Origin of the sequence: Oceanobacillus halotolerans (genome assembly GCF_010993955.1) — a bacterium.
GTDB classification, from domain to species: Bacteria; Bacillota; Bacilli; order Bacillales; family Amphibacillaceae; genus Oceanibacillus_A; species Oceanibacillus_A halotolerans.
The window spans coordinates 275,909-295,488 of sequence record NZ_WIXL01000001.1; the positions used below are offsets into that span (position 1 = coordinate 275,909).

Annotated in this window: 13 protein-coding genes and 1 riboswitch; of the genes, 6 read left to right on the forward strand and 7 right to left on the reverse strand. The window is 37.5% G+C overall.

Going from position 1 to position 19,580, the window contains the following annotated elements; genetic code table 11:
* Nucleotides 1-9: 9 nt before the first annotated feature.
* Nucleotides 10-1,761, reverse strand: coding sequence for a PLP-dependent aspartate aminotransferase family protein (locus GHC26_RS01290; RefSeq protein ID WP_163969431.1), 1,752 nt, complete (start codon nucleotides 1,759-1,761; stop codon nucleotides 10-12).
* A gap of 100 nt (nucleotides 1,762-1,861) precedes the next feature.
* Nucleotides 1,862-1,977: riboswitch (SAM riboswitch) on the reverse strand.
* 762 nt (nucleotides 1,978-2,739) lie between these two features.
* Nucleotides 2,740-3,648 carry an EamA family transporter RarD gene (rarD, locus tag GHC26_RS01295; protein WP_163969432.1) on the reverse strand — a complete coding sequence of 303 codons (909 nt, stop codon included), beginning with the start codon at nucleotides 3,646-3,648 and terminating at the stop codon, nucleotides 2,740-2,742.
* 246 nt (nucleotides 3,649-3,894) lie between these two features.
* Here rarD and megL point away from each other — a divergent pair, with 246 nt between their 5' ends.
* The 3 genes from megL to GHC26_RS01310 all read left to right on the forward strand — a co-directional run bounded on the left by megL (nucleotide 3,895) and on the right by GHC26_RS01310 (nucleotide 7,463).
* The gene (megL, locus tag GHC26_RS01300) at nucleotides 3,895-5,079 is read left to right on the forward strand and encodes a methionine gamma-lyase (protein ID WP_163969433.1); all 1,185 of its coding nucleotides are present in this window, start codon (nucleotides 3,895-3,897) and stop codon (nucleotides 5,077-5,079) included.
* A 364-nt stretch (nucleotides 5,080-5,443) separates the two neighbouring features.
* The gene (gene cls / locus GHC26_RS01305) at nucleotides 5,444-6,892 is read left to right on the forward strand and encodes a cardiolipin synthase (protein WP_404821756.1); all 1,449 of its coding nucleotides are present in this window, start codon (nucleotides 5,444-5,446) and stop codon (nucleotides 6,890-6,892) included.
* 55 nt (nucleotides 6,893-6,947) lie between these two features.
* Nucleotides 6,948-7,463, forward strand: coding sequence for an acyl-CoA thioesterase (locus GHC26_RS01310; protein ID WP_163969434.1), 516 nt, complete (start codon nucleotides 6,948-6,950; stop codon nucleotides 7,461-7,463).
* 291 nt (nucleotides 7,464-7,754) lie between these two features.
* Here GHC26_RS01310 and GHC26_RS01315 read toward each other — a convergent pair whose 3' ends face one another.
* Entirely contained in the window at nucleotides 7,755-8,093 is a 339-nt protein-coding gene (locus GHC26_RS01315; RefSeq protein WP_163969435.1) for a winged helix-turn-helix transcriptional regulator, read from the reverse strand.
* 231 nt (nucleotides 8,094-8,324) lie between these two features.
* Between GHC26_RS01315 and GHC26_RS01320 the strand changes: the two genes are divergently transcribed.
* Nucleotides 8,325-9,563 carry an aminopeptidase gene (locus tag GHC26_RS01320; RefSeq protein WP_163969436.1) on the forward strand — a complete coding sequence of 413 codons (1,239 nt, stop codon included), beginning with the start codon at nucleotides 8,325-8,327 and terminating at the stop codon, nucleotides 9,561-9,563.
* A gap of 345 nt (nucleotides 9,564-9,908) precedes the next feature.
* Here the strand turns inward: GHC26_RS01320 and recQ are convergent, their stop codons facing one another.
* Together recQ and brnQ are read right to left on the reverse strand one after the other, a co-directional pair.
* Nucleotides 9,909-12,047 (reverse strand): DNA helicase RecQ, encoded by a 2,139-nt coding sequence (gene recQ / locus GHC26_RS01325; protein WP_163969437.1) that lies wholly within the window; start codon nucleotides 12,045-12,047, stop codon nucleotides 9,909-9,911.
* A gap of 266 nt (nucleotides 12,048-12,313) precedes the next feature.
* Nucleotides 12,314-13,618 carry a branched-chain amino acid transport system II carrier protein gene (brnQ, locus tag GHC26_RS01330; RefSeq protein ID WP_163969438.1) on the reverse strand — a complete coding sequence of 435 codons (1,305 nt, stop codon included), beginning with the start codon at nucleotides 13,616-13,618 and terminating at the stop codon, nucleotides 12,314-12,316.
* Between the two features lie 444 nt (nucleotides 13,619-14,062).
* On the opposite strand from brnQ, the gene GHC26_RS01335 reads away from it, so the two are divergent.
* The gene (locus tag GHC26_RS01335; RefSeq protein ID WP_163969439.1) at nucleotides 14,063-15,895 is read left to right on the forward strand and encodes a cation:proton antiporter; all 1,833 of its coding nucleotides are present in this window, start codon (nucleotides 14,063-14,065) and stop codon (nucleotides 15,893-15,895) included.
* Between the two features lie 12 nt (nucleotides 15,896-15,907).
* On the opposite strand, the gene GHC26_RS01340 is transcribed toward GHC26_RS01335, so the two are convergent.
* A complete protein-coding gene (locus tag GHC26_RS01340; protein ID WP_163969440.1) occupies nucleotides 15,908-16,099 on the reverse strand; it encodes an SE1832 family protein in 192 nt (63 codons plus the stop codon).
* A 20-nt stretch (nucleotides 16,100-16,119) separates the two neighbouring features.
* Nucleotides 16,120-17,202, reverse strand: a complete 1,083-nt coding sequence (locus tag GHC26_RS01345) for an AI-2E family transporter (protein ID WP_163969441.1) — start codon at nucleotides 17,200-17,202, stop codon at nucleotides 16,120-16,122.
* Nucleotides 17,203-17,554: 352 nt separating this feature from the next.
* On the opposite strand from GHC26_RS01345, the gene GHC26_RS01350 reads away from it, so the two are divergent.
* Nucleotides 17,555-19,285: a phospho-sugar mutase gene (locus GHC26_RS01350; RefSeq protein ID WP_163969442.1), complete on the forward strand. Its 1,731-nt coding sequence runs from the start codon at nucleotides 17,555-17,557 to the stop codon at nucleotides 19,283-19,285.
* Nucleotides 19,286-19,580 lie beyond the last annotated feature (295 nt).

Below are 19,580 nucleotides of genomic sequence, written 5' to 3' on the forward strand. Positions count from 1 at the left end.
TTAGGTTAATTATACATGGATTGATTGTTCTTTATTATACCGAAGCCGAACTGCTTCTTCATATGGATTTCTGTCCGTAATGACCTTTATCCCAGCAGCTTTTGCATATTCCAACGTTTGATCTTCTGGTTGTTCATTTTCGATAATAAGGACCTTTCCTTCTTTATTAATTAATTCTTCAATCGTTTTTGGTGGTAACACCTGTTCATTTACCCATACAGCATCTATTTGATACGGAACTACTGTTAATGTATCATACGTTTCGATGGAATCTGATACTTTACCATTTCCAATTAGCACAACTTGAAAACCAAATTGCTCCAATTGTTTTATTCTAGTAAGGAATAAATCACTTGGTTCATCTCCAATTACAACAGCTATTGCTTTTTTTCGTACAGCACCATTCTCTCTAGCAAAAGGAGAAGCAAACAAGCTGTGTAAGACATCCTCATCTGTTGTTTCAAGTGTAGGTTTTGTGTCAGTCGCTTTTGCAATGGCTTGGTCTAAATCACGAATAATGTCGTCAACATTTTCGATTCCAATGGATAAGCGAATTAATTCTTCAGATACACCGCTTTTGACTAAATCTTCTGGACTAAGTTGCTGGTGGGTGGTTGATGCTGGGTGGATAATGAGTGATTTCGCATCCCCAACATTTGCAACATGAGACCAAAGGGTAACATGGTCAATGACCTTGCGTCCTGCATCACGGCCTCCTTTAATTCCAAACGTTATGATAGATCCATAGCCATGATCTAGGTATTTGTTTGCCAGCTCATAAGATGGGTGGTCTTCTAACCCAGGGTAATTAACCCATTCAACTGCTGGATGATTCGCTAAATATGTTGCTACTTTAGCTGCATTTTGATTGTGCCGTTCGATCCGTAAATGTAGCGTTTCCAGACCTTGAAGGAACAAAAAGGCACTATGTGGACTTAATGCTGCACCAATGTCACGTAGTAGTTGCACACGTAGCTTTGTTGCAAACGCTGCAGGTCCTACATCTACATAACGAAGGCCATTATAACTTTCGTCAGGTTTAATAAAGCCAGGGAACTTATCATTGTTCCAATTAAACCGTCCACCATCTACAACAATGCCGCCAATCGTTGTTCCATGACCACCAATCCATTTTGTAGCGGAATGAACAACAATATCAGCTCCCCATGTTAACGGTTTAGTTCCATAAGGAGTTGCAAAGGTATTATCAATAATGAGTGGGATGTTGTATTGATGAGCAATTGTAGCAACAGCTTCTACATCAAATACATTTAAACTAGGGTTAGTAATAATTTCACCAAAAACTGCTTTTGTCTTATCTGTAATAGCTGCTTCTATATTGGCTGGATTCGTTCCATCAACAAATTTTACATCAATGCCATAACGTGGCAAGGTGGTTGCAAATAAATTATATGTACCCCCATAGAGGTTACTATCTGCAATAATTTCATCCCCTGCACCTGCTATGTTTAAAATGGATAGGGTAATTGCTGCCATACCAGAAGCAGTTGCAACTGCAGCAACACCATCCTCTAGTTGTCTAACACGTTGCTCAAACGCATCAACAGTTGGATTTCCAATTCGAGTGTAAATATTACCAGGCTCTGCTAATCCGAATAGTTTTTGCGCATGGTCCGTATCTTGGAATACATAAGAAGTGGTTTGGTAGATTGGAACAGCTCGTGAACCAGTTGTTGGATCAGGTTCTTGACCTCCATGAAGTAAAATGGTTTCTTCGCTTGGTTGGTGAAATGATGTCATAAAAAAATTCCTCCTTAGATTATAAATGCTGTCTGGAGGAAGAGGAGAAATAAGAAACACCCTCTTCCTAAGAAGAGGGTGTATGATATACGTGGTCCTCCTCTTATCTTCCAGATCAATGACCTGTAGGATTTAGCACCTTTTGAAGCAATATGAATTGCCTCTTAGGTTGCTGGGCTTCGTAGGGCCTATTCCCTCCGCCACTCTTGATAAGAGATCTATAAGATTTTTAGCTTCCGATTTTTCGGAATTTAACTAACATTATAATGGTTTTGGCTTTCTTCGTCAACAATAGATTTTAAAATATGGTTGCTCTTAGATAGGAAACATCCTGCATAAAAGATAAATGATGCGTAATAACGAGAATATGCATATTGCTTCGCTTCGGAAAAACACTTCGCTTTCCGCGGGGGAGTGGTGAGCCTCCTCGGGCTAGCGCCCTGTGGGGTCTCACCGATCTCCTACTTCCCGCAGGAGTCTCAGTGTTTTTCCTACGCTAGTGATGTGATTTTGTCCTATATGATTATTAATGGTAATCCGTTGTTACGCAGCTGTGGCCAGCCAAATATCCAATATAATTATATGTTTCTCATCATATCTTCTTACTCTTCTTACTTCTGTTGGGTACTTCCAAGCAGCGGAAAATGCGAGACTCCTACGGGAAAAGGAACAGTCTGAAGACCCCACAGCGAGCCCTTTTTGCTTGCGATGTCTAGCTACAGCGCCTACACCCTCGAGGTCTTAAGTCAATCCTCATCACGGGCAAAAAACGCCACGCCGAGGCTCGTCTTAAGCTTGTCAGGTGTGATCAAGGCGCTTACGCTTTTGGGTTGAGGAGGCTGAAGCGTTCCCCGAGGAAAGCGAAGTGTATTTCCGGAACGGGTAAACGCTCTAAACATCGCCTTAACTTACTGCGTATAATATAGAATATACGACATTGAAAACAGCAAAGTATACGAAAAGTGCATTTTAAAATAATTAACTAGCTTTTACTTGCCGCCGTTTTGGGTTGTGATAAGAAGAACTCATATAAATAAGTAATGCGATCCAAATAAGCATAAAGGAAATTAGATGTGCTTGAGAAAAGGTCTCTCCATATGCAAAAATACCAAGGACTAGCATAATGGTTGGTGCGATATATTGTAAAAACCCGACCATGGAAAGTGGGATTTTCTTGGCACCACTTGCAAACAGTAACAGTGGTATTGCTGTAACGACACCTGCACCAAATAAGATAATTCCAGTTGTTGAGAAAAACGAACCAGTTGTTATGGTAGTTGTCGGTAATGCCACGACATAAAGGAGCGCGATTGGTGTGATAATCATTGTTTCGATGGTTAACCCAAACATCGCACTAACATCAACCATTTTTTTCAATAGCCCATAAATGGCAAATGTAAAAGCTAACGCTAACGATACCCATGGAAACACACCATAGCTAACGGTTAAGTTGATAACACCAATACCAGCTAATACAAACGAAATAAGCTGTCTTTTGGAAAGCTTCTCTTTTAATACAATCATGCCTAATAGAATGCTAACTAATGGGTTTATATAATAACCTAAGCTTGCTTGGATGACATGATCACTATTTACCGCCCATATGTATGAAAGCCAGTTCAAACTAATGACAAAAGATGCGACTGTAATTCCGATCAGTTTCTTTTTATCTTTGGCAATGACTTTACATTCTTGGATAAAGCCAGGCCATTTACGTAAAGCTACAACTACCCCGATCATAAAGACAAACGACCATATAATTCGATGTGCCAGAATTTCTCCAGCTGGGACATAGTCCACTAACTTCCAATAAGCAGGTAGAAACCCCCAAAGTAAATAGGCACCAAGTGCATATAAAATACCTGCTTTTTGTTGTGTATCCCCCATGTTATCCCCTTCTTTTCTATAAAGTAAAGTGATGAAATAAAGAAAGCGAAACCCATCCAATTAAAATATAGAAGGATAGCCGCTTTCATTCGATAATTATTTACCTAAATAAGTTAATCTTAAGAATAATTTTGTAAAAAAGCAATAGGGAAATGTGAATTTTCATAGAAAGCGCTTTCATAATATCTCTATTTCGAATATGATAGTAGTAGAGAGGTTGGTAAAATAAAGAAGGGGGAGCTTAGGATGTCACGAACTCCAAAACATTTTGAAACAGCTGTTATTCATGAGGGTTACGATGCGAAAGATATGTTAGGGAGTCTTACTACACCATTATTTCAAACATCAACGTTTACATTTGGTTCAGCAGAACAAGGGGAACGTCGTTTCGGGGGAGAAGAGGAGGGTTATATTTACTCACGGTTGGGTAATCCAACAGTAACAGCCTTAGAAGAGCGTATTGCTGCACTGGAAAATGGGGAAAGAGGTCTTGCCTTTGGATCTGGAATGGCTGCTGTTTCTGCTGTTTTAGTTGCCTTAACCAAGGCGAATGATCATATTGTTTGTTCAAGTGGGCTCTATGGCTGTACATTCGGGCTGTTAACGATGATGAAAGAAAAATATAACATTGATCATGATTTTTCAACGATGGAATCTAAAGAAGCACTTCGTTCGATGATCAAGCCTGAGACAGCTTGTATCTATGTGGAGACACCAATTAATCCAACAATGAAGGTCATTGATCTACAGATGGTTGCAAGAGTTGCCAAAGAGTTTAATATACCTGTTGTCGTCGATAACACGTTTTCTTCACCTTATTTACAGCGGCCACTTGAGTTAGGTTGTGATGTCGTTGTTCATAGTGCTACAAAATATATAGGAGGCCATGGTGATGTTATTGCTGGACTTGTGGTAGGTAAGAAAGAATTCTTAGATGATGTTGCGATGACTACCCAAAAAGATATTGGAGGAATTATTTCTCCGTTTGATGCATGGCTACTGCTAAGAGGGCTAAAGACATTGCCAATACGACTTGATCGCCATTGTGATAACGCTGAAAAAATAGTTGAAAAGTTGCGTGAGCATCCAAAGGTATCTACTGTATATTATCCAGGTGATGAGAAAAATCCTGATCACCCGATAATGATGAAGCAAATGAAACAAGGCGGAGGGGTCATCTCCTTTGAAATCGGAGGAACGAAAGAGGATGCACAACGAATGCTAAACCATCTATCCTTTCTTAAAATTGCGGTTAGTTTAGGGGATGCAGAGACATTAATTCAGCATCCAGCTACGATGACACACTCTGTTGTACCAGAACCTTCCCGTTTAAAAATGGGGATTACAGATCAATTAATTCGTTTGTCAGTCGGATTAGAACAGTGGGAGGATATCTGGTTTGATTTAAATGAAGCATTAAATAGTTTATAAGTACTAAGCATAGTTTGACTAAGAACCTATATCCTAATAAGTATAGGTTCTTTTTATTTTTGGCTGTTTTCCAAAAGATTGTTGATTTTTCAAGTATACATCTTAATACACAATTTAGTTTAATAGCAGCATAATATATGAAAAAATCCTTTCATAAAAAGTTGTTGCTTCCATTTATACCATTTAAATAACACTTTCTAGTTAGAACGGGTCAATACTTTTGCCTTTGGATAATATAGGTGTTGTATCATGAACAACAGGCTGTTGGTTTTCTTGCAACTAATGGGAAAAATTAACGATAAATGGAAATTTGTGCTATATTATGTATAATGCAACTTCTTTGGTTACGGATATAGGAAGGAAGATGACGTTGGAATTTATGCCTTACTTGTTAGGTTCTATTCTGTTATTTAATATATTTTTGGCATTTACCATCATTTTTTTAGAACGAAAAGATGCTAGTTCAACATGGGCTTGGCTTATGGTATTATTTTTCATTCCAATTGCAGGCTTTTTGTTATATTTAATCTTCGGAAGAAAATTGAGCAACCAACGTATATTCACATGGGATACCAAAAGCAAACTAGGGGTAAAAAATGCTGTTATGAGCCAGGAAAAGGCGATTGAGGAAGGCCGCTTTGTTTATAAGGATGAAAGCCTGGTCGCTTATAAGGATTTATATTTATTACATTTACGTAACAATGATGCTATTTTAACACAGGATAACGAAGTAAAAATCTACACGGATGGAACAGAAAAGTTTGCTGATTTAATCTATGATTTAGAACAGGCAACCGATCATATTCATTTATTATACTATATTATTCGCCATGACCATTTAGGAAAACGGATTGCGGATGTGCTGATTAAAAAGGCAAATGAGGGTGTCGACATACGTGTTTTGTATGATGACATGGGCTCTAGATCGTTAAGTCGAAAATATGTGAAACGGTTGCAACGTGCTGGGGTTGAATTAGAGGCATTTTTTCCGCCGAAAATTCCTAATATCAATTTTAAAATAAATTATCGTAACCACCGTAAACTAGCGATTATCGATGGCGAAGTTGGATATATAGGTGGTTTTAATATAGGGGATGAATACCTAGGTAAGAATAAAAAGTTTGGGTATTGGCGTGATACCCATTTACGTGTGTATGGCGATGCGGTAAGCACAATGCAAACAAGATTTATTTTAGATTGGAACCAAGCATCTCGGAATGATATTTTATATGAAAATCGATATTATCAAGCAGAACCTAAAGGGCAGACGGGGGTGCAAATTGTATCGAGTGGACCTGATTCTGATTGGGAACAAATCAAGTATGGCTATATCAAGATGATTTTAATGGCAAAGAAGTATATATACATTCAAACGCCATATTTTATACCAGATGAAAGTTTAAAAGATGCACTAAGAATCGCGGCATTATCTGGTGTAAACATAAAATTGATGATCCCCAATAAACCAGACCATCCATTTGTCTATTGGGCAACCTTATCTTATATCGGGGATTTATTGAATGCTGGTGCTTCCGTTTATATTTATCAAAATGGATTTTTACATGCAAAAACGTTAGTGGTGGACGGTAAAATTTCATCTGTAGGGACGGCAAATATTGATGTACGAAGTTTTCGCTTAAACTTTGAGGTTAATGCATTTTTATACGACAGGAAACTTACGCAAAGATTAGTGGAGGCTTTTGAAAACGATATAGAGCTTGCCACCCAAATGACGAAAAAGCTATATGCGAAACGCTCATTAGGAATTCGCTTTAAAGAGTCTATCTCGCGGCTAATTTCACCGATCCTATAGTAAATATAGACTTTAAGGGCAAACTAGCTATATCATTTTTATAGGAGGAATCTCAATGGACCAAAAGCCATGTGCAGCATCCTTAACGGTAAAAACATCCCATGTCTTGCCACCAGATACGAATACACATGGGACGCTATTTGGTGGAAAGTTAATGGCACATATCGATGATGTAGCAGCAATTGCTGCAGTACGACATGCTAGAAAGCCTGTTGTGACAGCTTCTACTGATTCGGTGGATTTCTTAGCACCTGTCAAAGAAGGGGATTCCATCTGTTTAGAAGCTTTTGTAACTTGGACACATAAAACGTCAATGGAAGTGTTTGTCAAGGCGGTTACAGAAGACTTAATTACTGGTGAGCGACAAGTATGTACAACAGCCTTTTTAACCTTTGTAGCGGTTGATGAAAACGGTCAACCGACTGCCATTCCAAGTGTGTATCCTGAAAGTGAACAAGAGAAGAAGTTAAATAAGGGTGCAGAAAACCGCGCAAAACGGCGTAACAAACGACGCAGTGAGTCAAAAGAATTGGCGGCCACATTCGGCACAGCTTTTCCGTGGAATGAATAAGATTATTAAGAACTGAATCCCTGGGTACGAAGACTCAAGATAGATGCGTAAGGAAGCACCTTGGTTGCAAATACTGAACCTTTGTTTGGGAAAACTGAACCCCCGCGTATGAATACTGAACCTCGGGGTGCAAATACTGAACATCAGCATTCAAAAACTGAACCTTCGTATGAAAGGACTCAAACCCACACGCATAAATACTGAACCAGGGTATACAAAGACCGAACCTTTGAAGACATCCTACCTGAGTCCAAAAAAAATGGTGCTTTCCATTTATGGGAGGCACCATTATTACGATTGGTTTACTTGTTTGTTTGTTTCTTCCTCTATCGTTACCCAGCCATTGGCCCAATGTTCAATGGCCTGAATGACGGGTTCTAATGCTTTTCCTTTTTCAGATAATGAATATTCAATCCGTACTGGGAATTCGGAGTAGATATTTCGTTCAACAATCCCCTCTTTTTCTAACATCTTTAATCGGTCAGAGAGTAATCTACCACTAATCGGCAATTCAGCTTCCATTTCAGAGAAACGCTTCGTCCCTTTTAACAAATCAAATAAAATGAGACCAACCCAGCGTTTACTTATTAATTGCATAGCTTTTTCAAAACGTGGACATAATTCCTCCATGAGGATACCCCCTCTCTGAGAAGCATGGGTTACGAAATGTAAGTACTACTATCATATCACAATTTGAAGCCTTCGTAAATTTAATATTCCCACAGCAACATGGTATAAATGGTTAGCAGGTAGTAATAGTTGGCTATTTAACAAATTTATGAAATAATATGATCAGTATATGCTTTTTGTGGGAAAAGTATAAAAATGGTAATACATAAACACTTTAGAGGAGGATTTAAAATGGCAGATAAACGAATAATGGAAAAGTATGCAGAATTAGCTTTACGTACTGGTGTGAATATACAGCAAAACCAAGCATTAATGATTAATGCGCCTCTTGAAGGGGTAGATTTTACGAAAGTTGTTGTTCGAAAGGCATATGAAATGGGTGCAAAAGATGTACATATTAATTGGGTGGATGATGAGTTAACATTACTAAAATACCAAAACGCACCAGATGAGGTCATCAAGAATTATCCAGATTGGAAGGTTCAACTACAAGAATCTTTTGCAGAAGATGGAGCAGCTGTCCTAAATATCCGATCCACTAACCCAGACCTGTTGAAGGATATTGACCCACAACGGGTAGCAGATGCTAACAAAGCTGCTGCCCAGGCATTAAAGAACTTTAAGAAGTATACGATGAACGATAAAATTGCATGGAGCATTATTAGCATTCCTACAGGAGATTGGGCACAGAAGATTTTTCCAGATAAATCAAGAGAAGATGCAATCGAAAGCTTATGGGATGCAATTGTGAAAATTGTTCGTGTTGACAAGGAAGATCCAATTGCAGCATGGGATAGCCATAACGAAACATTAATTACCGCACGTGAATTACTCAACAAGAAAAATTACCAAAAACTTATTTTTAAAGCACCTGGAACGGACCTAGAAATGGAATTACCAAAAGGCCATATTTGGAAAGGTGGATCAGCTCAAACGGAGGGTGGTGTCACATTTAATCCAAATATGCCAACAGAAGAAGTATTCTCCATGCCACATAAATATGGTGTTAATGGAACCGTATCTAGTACAAAACCATTGAACTATGGTGGTAGCTTAATCGATAATTTCAGCCTCACCTTTAAGGATGGAAAAGTAGTTGACTTCAAAGCAGAACAAGGAGAAGACACATTAAAGCACTTACTGGATACAGACGAAGGTGCACGCCGTCTTGGAGAAGTTGCACTTGTACCAGATGAGTCCCCAGTATCTAAATCTGGTTTAATTTTCTATAATACGTTATTCGATGAAAATGCATCATGCCATATCGCGCTTGGGAAGGCTTACCCTACCAATGTAGAAGGTGGGTCGAACATGAGTGATGAAGAATTGGACAAACATGGTGTAAATGATAGTTTAACACATGTCGATTTCATGATAGGATCAGATCAATTAGATATTGATGGGGTCAAAGAAGATGGTTCCACAGAAGCGGTGTTTCGTAAAGGTACATGGGCATTTGATATTAAGTAAAAGATTAAGGTGAAGTCGAGACAGTACACAAAACACCTTTAATAAAAAGTAGTAGGGATTTTTATCCCGCATGTAACGGGGCAGTAAGACCCCCACTTCAAGAATTCTTAGGAGATCCAAGAAAGATAAGTGGGGGATCAAACTGCCCGTAAATGTCCGATTCGTTCAACTAACAATCAGTGGGGAGGAAAGGAAACCCCCACTGATTGAAGTTTCACTTTATATTACCCCTACTACTTTTTTCTATTCTGAAAGATATGAGGTATTAGGAATATCAGTTAAAAATGTAAGTACAAAAAATTAGCAGGACAACACTGGTTAAAACCGCTTTTTGAAGGACAAGTTCTACATATACTTATTTTTGACTAATACTGCTTTAATAGTCGTATAGTCATAGTCATCTGATAAAGCTTTCTTTAATTCTTTTAATGTTGGTTCTGTCAGTTTTTCCCGTTCGGTTAAAATAAGTTCTTCAACTTCTTCGGTAAAAAAGATGTTCCATGCAATTGGCCGGCCCTCTTTGTATGCTTTAAAAAGATGATTTTCAACAGTTTGTGTTGTAATATCCCGAATAAATGCAATATCCTTTATTGACTTACCATTTTGAAATAGCTGATAACTTACGGTATGGCTTGGACGATCATCTTCTTTTTTCTTTGGCTTTGGTGCAGGCGTATCCATAATGCGAATTTTCGGTTTTACATCTGGATGATCAGCTTGCCACTCTTGAATGACAGCTAAAAACACTTCACCATATTGGTCAAATTTTTTCTCTCCTACCCCTTTTATCTGCAACATTTCCTCTTTTGTCGTTGGAAAATAACGACTTAATTCCTTAAGGGTAGCATCTGAAAATAAAATATATGGTGGAACATTTTGCTCAGCTGCTAACGTTTTTCTTAAGGAACGTAGTGCGATAAATAGATCTTCTGGATAATCAGCCTCACTAGCCATTGGTATAGGTGCTGTAAACATTTCTACGGAACGCTTCCCTTTTAAGACATCAACAGAATGTCGATTTAATTTTAATGTAGGGTACCTTCCTTCTTCTGTTGCTAGTATAGATTCGGCGATGAGAAATTGAATCCTCTCAGCTAGCTCTTTTTCAGTATAACGAGACATAATGCCATAGGTTGATAGGGATTGTAAGTTAAAGTTTTGTATTTTCTTATCTTTTGATCCCTTTAAAACTTTAGCCGTCATGGATACACCAAATCGTTCTCCCATCCGTTTCACACAGGATAATATCATCTGTGCTTCTTCCGTTATATCTGTTTTTTCCTGTCGCTTTTGACAATTACTGCACCGTCCACATGTCTCCGTTGACGCATCATGGAAATAATCTAGGATAAAGGTATTAAGGCAGCTGTGTGTATGACAATAATTAATCATAGCCTGTAGTTTACGGTATTCATTTTGTTTCGCTTGGTCATCCATCAGGGACTGTTCTATTAAAAATTTCTGCAGGCGTATATCTTGTGGTGAAAATAATAGAATACAATCACTAGGCTCCCCATCCCGACCTGCACGGCCAGCTTCTTGATAGTATGATTCAATATTCATAGGCATCGCATAATGAATGACATAGCGGACATTAGATTTATCAATTCCCATGCCAAACGCATTCGTGGCAATCATAATGGTTATTTCATCATGCAAAAAGGCTGTTTGTGCTTGTTTCCTTTCCTCTTCTGAAAGACCAGCATGATATTTTCCTACCTTAATCCCATGCTTGGATAAAGATTCATATAGTGCATCCGTCTGTTTTCGGGTGGCTGTATAAATAATACCAGATTCTTCAGGATGCTCATCGATGAACGAACGTATGTAAGTGGTACGATCTCGTCCTTTTATAATGTGAAAGGATAGATTTTCCCGTTCAAATCCGGTATTAATAACGGATTCTGGTTGAATATGCAGTAAGCGTTGAATGTCCTGTATGACTTCCTTGGTTGCGGTAGCGGTTAACGCAGCAAAAACTGGGATGTTAGGGATGGTTGCTAGTTTATCTACAATAGATCGATAGCTTGGACGAAAATCATGTCCCCACTGGGAAATACAATGTGCTTCATCAAATGCAACTAAGGCAATATCGATCTCTTTTAAGATCTGGACAAAATACGATGACTCAAAACGTTCTGGTGCTACATAAACAAATTTATACTGGTTTGTACGAATTCCATTCAGTCGTTTTTGTTGTGTTGCACTTGTTAGGGAGCTATTAATATAGGTAGCGGGAATTCCTAATGATTGAAGTGCATCCACTTGGTCTTTCATGAGTGAAATGAGTGGGGATATAATTATTGCTGTACCACTTCTGGATAAACCTGGAATTTGGTAACATAATGATTTACCTCCACCAGTAGGCATAACAGCAAGTGTGTTATTTAATTGTAGGATATGTGCTATGGTTTCCTGTTGACCAGGGCGAAATGAGTCATAGCCGAAGTAGGTTTTTAGGATAGTTTCTTCTTTTTGCAGCATGATGTTCCTTCCTTCCTTTCTATCTAATCCTAACATAAGAACTAGATTAGGAGGTAGGAAATATTTTTTAAATAATTCATTTCATATTCATTGGTTTTTTACGTCAACATTTTCATATAAACTTGCCTTAGTACTACTTTCTAGAATGAGTTATTAGACATAGAAGGTGGATTTTATGAGTATATCTGAGGAAATTAAGTATAAAAGGTTATAGAGAAAGGAGGTTAGCGCCGAATATTTAGCGCTACCTCCTCTGTCATTTCCACCTATTCGACCTTTACGACACGCCTACCGAACCCAATTGATATAATCCAACCAATTCCCCCACCAATGATAGCTGGAACGAGCCACCCGAGCCCTATAGAGAAAAATGGAAGATTTCCCATCCAGGATGTAATGACAGGCATCTGTATACCAAAGGCTACAAGTCCGTCATATAAGCTAATAATAGCAGTTAATAAAATAGCACCTCGATACACGAACGCAGATCCATTAAATAGTTTTTGGGTTAGGGTTAGTAAAATCAAGACAATCGCGATTGGATAAATAAATACTAAAACAGGAACTGAATACGAGATAATGGTATTTAATCCTTGATTAGCAATCACATAACTTATAATGGTTACGATTAGTACAATATGTTTATAGGCTAGTGGTGTAATGTTACTGAAAAATTGGCCACAAGCTACGACTAAACCGATTGATGTCGTTAAACATGCTAATGCTACAATTGTTCCTAGTAATAGGGTACCAAATTGTCCAAAAATAAGTGTTGCTGCACTAGATAGGATATCTCCTCCATTGGTAAAGGACCCTTGTGCTGCCATTTTTGTTCCTATCCAACCGATTGCTCCATATACAAGGGTTAAACTAATTCCTGTTATAATGCCTGCTTTTAATGTAGACTGTACAAGGGACTTTCGATCTTTTATTCCTCGCTCCTTAAAAGCATTGACGACAATAATTCCAAAGGCCAGCGCTGCGATGGCATCCATTGTTAAATATCCTTCAACAAAACCAGTGAAAAAAGGCGCTGCTGTATATTTTTCAGTAGGTGCTGTAGGTGGTTGGTCTAATAGTAGGAATCCACCAACACATAATGCGGTAATGGCAATTAACAGGATTGGTGTTAAATATTGACCAATACGATCAACCATTTTTGACGGATTTAAACTGACGAAATAGACAATAAGGAAGAAAATAGTTGTAAAGCCAAACAAGATAAGTGTTGAATGATTGGCAGAAAATGGTTCAACTCCCATTTCAAAGGCAACGGTTGCAGCACGAGGGATGGCAAATACGGGTCCTATTGCAAGGTAAATAATAGAAGTAAAAAGAAGTCCGAATAAAGGATGCACTCGGTTTGATAGTTCCCTTGCATCATTATTAACAAACGCAATTGCCGTAACAGCAATAATTGGTAGCCCGACTCCCGTTAGGATAAATCCAATAATCGCTCCCCAATAAGCAGATCCAGCTTCAATTCCTAATGTAGGTGGATAAATGAGGTTACCTGCACCAAAAAACAAAGCAAAAAGCATAAACCCAACTGTAATAGTGTCTTTATTCATGATGATAGCTCCTTCCAGCTATAAGGTTTATTATCGTGAATGTTCTGAATTTTAATCCCGCTAATTAAATAAGTAAATCTGGTCTTCTCAATAAAAATATAACAGTATAAAAAACGATACTTTTCATTATTATCAGAAAATTATTTCCAAATTGTTTACATATATTTTTTCAACGAAAGCAAACTAATATTACCAAGGAATGTACATACTGTCAATATCATTCAGATGTGATTTTCAGCACTATTAGACTTTTTAGAAAAAGGCACCCAGTAATTGGTTGGGCGTTAACTAGGCATTCTATCAAAACTTTTCTATAAATGGTAAAACAAAAACATAACATTAAACAGTTTACATTATCGTTATCCCCATTTAAAATGTCTTTATGTTTAAAAAGATGTGGAATATAGTTACGAGGTAAGCCACATTTGATTAAGGAGGTTTGGGATGGTCCCATCGTTATTATTTGAAATTATGGTAATTGGTCTTTTAGGGATTGGATCACAATGGTTGGCATGGCATTATCGTATGCCTGCCATCGTGATTATGTCGATTACTGGTTTGTTAGTCGGACCAATATTTGGTTTTATTAATCCTCAAGAAGACTTTGGGAATTTATATAATCCGATTATTTCGGTAGCAGTGGCAATTATTTTATTTGAAGGTAGTTTAAGTTTAAGCTTCAAAGAATTGAGAGGACTAGGGAAACCTGTTTTCCGGATTTCCACGATAGGTGCCTTTATTGCGTGGATTCTAGGTTCTTTAACCGCACACTATATTGCTGGTCTTTCCTGGGCAGTTGCCTTTGTTATAGGTGGACTTTTTATTGTTACAGGTCCAACCGTAATTATGCCTTTATTAAGACAAGCAAAATTAAAACCACGACCAGCAAAGATCTTAAAGTGGGAAGGAATTATTGTTGATCCGATTGGAGCACTATTAGCAGTATTTGCATTTGAAGTTATTTCTTTTTTAACTGCAACTGATCCAGATGGGACAGCACTTGTTATCTTCTTTGTTGCATCTATTTTTGCGGGAATTTTAGGGTGGCTTTGTGGTCGTGGGATTGGCTGGATGTTTGAAACAGGTCATATACCAGAATTTTTAAAATCACCAGCTGTATTTGTAGTTGTTATTTTTTGCTTTACCTTTGCCGATGAAATTATGCATGAGACAGGGTTGTTATCGGTAACCGCAATGGGGATTACCTTAGCGAATATGGGTATTAGTTCTGTTGCAGATATGCGCCACTTTAAAGAAAACATCTCGATTCTTTTAATTTCATCTATTTTTATTATGCTAACCGCTTCATTACAAGTCGAAACCTTATTACACATTTTCAATCCGAACATAATTGGCTATGTATTACTTATGATGTTTATTGTTCGGCCATTGTCTATTTTCCTTTCAACGATGGGCACAGGTTTGTCGTTTAATGAAAAACTATTAGTTGGGTGGATTGCGCCTAGAGGAATTGTTGCTCTAACGGTTGCAAGTTATTTTGCTTCTGTGCTAACTGATGCTGGTTATGAAGATGCATCCATTTTGACAACCTTAACATTTGGTCTGGTTTTCTTTACAGTTGTAGCACATGGTTTTTCGATTGGTTGGTTATCAAAGAAACTACATTTATCGATGGAGGGAAAACCAGGGTCTGCTATCGTTGGAAGTAATCGATTCACAGTTGAATTAGCAAAATCGTTAATGAAAGAAAATATTCCTGTTATCGTTGTGGATTCTTCATGGGATCGATTAAAGCATGCTCGGAATGCAGGGGTCCCATTTTATCATGGAGAAATGCTTTCGGAGCAAACAGAGTATAACTTAGATACAATCCCATACAAATATTTAATTGCTGCAACAGAGCGTAATTCGTATAATGCACTTGTATGTACGACATTCTTGCCAGAGTATGGGCGAACAAATGTCTTTAAAGTTAGTCCAAACCGTCTGCATGACCTTGTCGATAAAGTAGGTGGCCGCGTCATCTTTAGTAAAGATATATCCATTGGTGATTTATTAGATAAACTCGACCGTGGCTACGTGTTCCGACATACACAAATCACCGCACAATATAAGTATGAGCAATATAAACAAGATTTAAATGAGGAAACGGTTTTATTGTATATCGTAAAATCATCTGGAAAAGTAGTGTATTTTTCAGAGGAAATGCGTGTAGCACCAGAAGCGGGTGATAGAATTGTGAGTTTGGCACCACAAGGAAAAAGTGTAGACAAAAAACAAAGTAGCCAAACGGAATTAGCTAATAATAAAGCGTAAGCCAATTATGGCTTACGCTTCTCCTTCTTCTAGTGCTTCTAATTTTTTGTAGATTTCCGCTATTTCACCTTCTAAGCGAATTAATTGTCCCTCTGCCGATTTAACACGGCCACCGACATATTCTAATTTATCGAGATCACTTTGAATTCGAACATAATCTGATTTTAATTCGTCTAGTTTTGCTTCTAGTTCACGCTTTGTCATGTTTCTCCTCCTTAATTTGATCAGATTAATGCATCATTTTTCTGTTCTTTTGATGCAATATAGGTCTGATAAAAGTGTCCAATAATCGTTTTAATAACAGCATAGAAAGGAACAGCAAACAAGATTCCTAGAAAGCCTGCAATACTGCCTCCTGCTAGAATGACAGTAATTATCGTTAACGGATGGATATCCAATACCTTACCCATCACATTCGGTGAGATAAAGTTACTTTCAACTTGTTGTGCTGCAATCATAATTAAGGATACCCATATGATCATCATTGGATCTTGAAATGCGCCCACAATGATGGCTGGTGCAACTGCGATAAAGGGTCCGATAAAGGGAACCACATTCATGACGAGCCCAAATAATGCGAGAGTTAAAGCATAGTTTAAATCAATGATAGCATAACCAATCAATAGTAAAACACCAACACAAAAACTGACGATTAATTGTCCTTGGATAAACGCTGTGAGTACTTCATCAATTTTTTGTAGCAGGGTACGTATATTATCAGCTTTTTTCTTTTCAAAAATTTGCGTAATATATGGTACAAGCTTTTCGCCGTCCTTTAACATAAAGAATAAGAAGAACGGGATTAAAACAATGGATGCAATAATACTAATAAGCTGACCAATAAATCCAAATAGATGGCTTATAAAGTTTTCAAGATAGGTTTGTAAGTTATTTGTAAAATCACTAATAGCATTATTAACTTCTTCTGGAATGACGATTTGATTGGCTTGCCAATAATTAATAAAATTTTCGACTCCACGGATCATACTTGGTACATTTGCCATCAGATTAGAAAATTGCCGTTGAAGGATAGGTGACAAATACAATATAACGAAAAATGCAATCAAGATTAACAGTAAAAAAACGAGTAATATGGCAACAACCCGATTAATCTTGAATCGTTCTAAAAAGTGCATGACTGGCTTTGTTAAATAAAAAAGGATGCCTGCTCCAATAATAGGTACTGCGACAGCACCTATATATTTTAAAATGGGGGTGAATACAAAATCCGTGACAGATATTAGCAAGATTAATAGAAAAATTAAAATAAATAGGGTTAATGTTTGGAACCAACGCTTTTGATACACTTTAAAAACACACCTTCTTTTTTGGGATATGCTCTATATGTTTGTTAGACACTTTTCGCAAATTCGGATGTTTTTCGTAAAATAACAACTCCGATTCAATCATTTTGTCTCATTTCATGATGGCGGATACTTGATTCGTTCCAGCAAGTGATTATGTATATTCCTATTGTAACGATAAAGAATATGAATAGGAAGGAAAGTTTGTTTATTTTCCTAATTATTTCCGATTTTTCTCTTTTATAAACCTGTAAGATGCTAGTTAAATAGAATATTATATAAAAGTATGCTAGAATTTAACCAATCTAAAAGGTTTGAAGCTCGTAATAGGTTAGGTATTTAGGGGGATTACGGTATGGTGAATTGGCAAGAAATATATGAAAAATGGAAGTCCTATAAACAATTGGATTCATCCTTAAAAATACAACTAGAAAAAATGGAAGAGAAGCCAGCTGAATTGGAAGATGCATTTTATAAGGAATTAACATTTGGTACTGGTGGAATGCGTGGCGTGTTAGGTCCTGGTTTAAATCGGATGAATATCTATACCGTCCGAAAAGCTGTCTATGGCTTAGCAAATTATTTGAAAGTAAATTGTGTAAATGTAAGAGATCGTGGGGTAGTCGTTTCATATGACTCGCGCTATATGTCGAAAGAATTTGCAGTAGAAACAGCGAAGGTACTTGGCACATTTGGAATTAAGACATATGTGTTTGATGCATTGCGACCTACACCAGTCTTATCTTTTGCGGTTCGTTATTTAGGAACGGTTGCAGGTGTGATGATTACAGCAAGTCATAACCCACCAGAATATAATGGATTTAAAGTATATAACGAAGACGGTGGTCAAATCACTCCAAAAGAAGCAAAAGCCATCATTACAGCTATTCAGGAAATGGATGATGAGTTGCGTGTTCCTTATATGGAGCAAGATGAATTAGAACAAAAAGAGTTGTTAAACTGGATTGGTAGTGCAATTGATAATGCATACTTAGATCGATTGAAAGACATTACGAAATTGGAGAGTGAGGAACTGCAACAGGAGAAAGATATGCAAATTGTGTTTACCCCCTTACATGGAACAGCACATCATTTAGTGATGGAAGGGTTAAATCAGTTGCATTTTACAAAGGTAGATGTGGTAGAAGAACAAGCAAAACCTGATCCTGAGTTTTCAACTGTTGAGTCTCCTAATCCAGAAGAACATCAAGCGTTTACCATGGCGATTGAAAAGGGTAAACAGAATAATGCAGAAATTTTAATTGGGACAGATCCTGACGCAGATCGACTAGGGGTTGCCGTTCCAGAAGAAAATGGGGAGTACCGTGTATTAACTGGAAATCAATTAGGTGCCCTATTATTAGACTATATCCTTTCCACTAGTGACAAAGCCTTGTTAACAAACGGACGGATGCTAAAAACAATTGTTACCTCTGAATTAGGACGAGCTGTTGCGGATAACTATGGAATTAAGACCATTAATACATTAACGGGATTTAAGTATATTGGTGAAAAGATACATCAATTTGATGAAACAGGAGAAACGTTTATTTTTGGCTATGAAGAAAGCTATGGTTATTTAATAAGTAGTTTTTCACGGGATAAAGATGCCATTCAGGCAGCTGTGATGGCAGTGGAAATGGCCTACTATTGGAAAAAACAAGGGAAAACCTTATTAGATGCACTTCATGATTTGTATGAAAAATATGGATTTTATTTAGAGGGATTACGTTCCTTCACGTTAAAAGGAAAAGAAGGAACGGAAAAAATTAAGGAAATTATGGATGGGGTACGTCGCAATCCGTTATCAGCAATAGCGGGTATTCAAGTGGAAAAAGTGGAGGATTATGCCGCTAGTGAACGTATATTTATCCAACAAAACACGGTAGAAAAAATGGAATTACCACAAGAAAATGTGGTGAAATATATTCTAGAAGATGATAGTTGGGTATGTTTGCGACCATCAGGTACAGAGCCAAAGATTAAGTGCTATTATGGTGTCTGTGGCGACACTTCTGTTGATAGTAAGGAGCGGCTGAAAAAACTTGAAACAGCAATGGGTCATGTGTTAAAACAATATATGTAATGCTAATAATGCAAAATAGTGGAAATTTGAGTGTAAATACAGTAAGATAAAAACTATTCTAAAGGGGAGTAGCTGTACAATCTAAGTCGTCATTTCGAGATATACCTATCTCCGGCTGGATTGGCAACTAAACGAATGTTGTTAGCGAGACCTTTGCCAATTGTGGTAAGGGTCTTTTTTATGGGGTCTTACCAATTGGTAGGCCTTTTTTCATTTCTTTTTTAGCTATTCAATAAAAAAATGTTTTGATGAATGATTGATGTGAATTGCGACGTAAATTTTAGCTTTTATTACC